Origin of the sequence: Aminobacter sp. MET-1, assembly GCF_026521175.1 — a bacterium.
Classification (GTDB): Bacteria; Pseudomonadota; Alphaproteobacteria; order Rhizobiales; family Rhizobiaceae; genus Aminobacter.
The window spans coordinates 1-1,337 of record NZ_JAMSHL010000059.1; the positions used below are offsets into that span (position 1 = coordinate 1).

General features: G+C 63.7%; 1 protein-coding gene. It reads left to right on the forward strand.

The window, feature by feature from the left end; genetic code table 11:
• The coding region (gene lpdA / locus NDO48_RS28990; protein WP_267322883.1) for a dihydrolipoyl dehydrogenase at positions 1 to 1,337 on the forward strand (1,337 nt) is incomplete at both ends.

Genomic DNA, 1,337 nt, shown 5'->3' on the forward strand with positions numbered 1-1,337 from the left:
GCGGCCCAGCTCGGCCTCAAGACGGCGGTTGTCGAACGCGAGCACCTTGCCGGCATCTGCTCCAACTGGGGCTGCATCCCGACCAAGGCGCTGCTGCGTTCGGCCGAAGTGCTGCACCTTGCCGAGCACGCCAAGAACTACGGCCTCAAGCTCGAAGGCTCGATCTCGCCCGACCTCAAGGCCATCGTCGAGCGTTCGCGCGGCATCGCCCAGCGCATGAATGGCGGCGTCGGCTTCTTGATGAAGAAGAACAAGGTCGACGTCATCTGGGGCGAAGCCAAGCTCACCAAGCCCGGCCAGATCGTCGTCTCCAAGTCGTCGAAGAAGCCGATGGAACCGCAGGCGCCGCTGCCCAAGAACACGCTGGGCGAGGGCACCTACTCGGCCAAGCACATCATCGTCGCCACCGGCGCCCGTCCGCGCGCGCTGCCCGGCATCGAGCCCGACGGCAAGCTGATCTGGACCTATTTCGAGGCGATGGTGCCGCCGGAAATGCCCAAGTCGCTGCTTGTCATGGGTTCGGGCGCCATCGGCATCGAGTTCGCCTCGTTCTACCGCACCATGGGCGTCGACGTGACCGTGGTCGAGGTCATGCCTGCCGTCATGCCGGTCGAGGATGCCGAGATCTCAGCCTTCGCCAAGAAGCAGTTCGAAAAGCAGGGCATGAAGATCCATCTCGAGGCCAAGGTCACCAATGTCGAGAAGGGCGCCAATTCGGTCACGGCCCATGTCGAGATGAAGGACGGCAAGATCGAGAAGATCACCGCCGACCGCATGATCTCGGCCGTCGGTGTCCAGGGCAATATCGAAAACATCGGCCTCGAAGCGCTCGGCGTGAAGACCGACCGCGGCTGCATCGTCATCGACGGCTACGGCAAGACCAATGTGCCGGGCATCTATGCCATCGGCGACGTTGCCGGCCCGCCGATGCTGGCCCACAAGGCCGAGCACGAGGCGGTCATCTGCGTCGAGAAGATCGCCGGCCTGCCCAATGTGCACCCGATGGACAAGCTCAAGATCCCGGGCTGCACCTACTGCAATCCGCAGGTCGCCTCCGTCGGCCTGACCGAAGCCAGGGCCAAGGCCGAAGGCAAGGACATCCGCGTCGGCCGCTTCCCCTTCGTCGCCAACGGCAAGGCGATCGCGCTCGGCGAGGACCAGGGCATGGTCAAGACGATCTTCGACAAGAAGACCGGCCAGCTGCTCGGCGCGCACCTCGTCGGCGCTGAAGTCACCGAGCTGATCCAGGGTTTTGTCGTGGCGATGAACCTGGAGACGACCGAAGAAGAGCTGATGCACACCATCTTCCCGCATCCGACGATCTCGGAAACGATGAA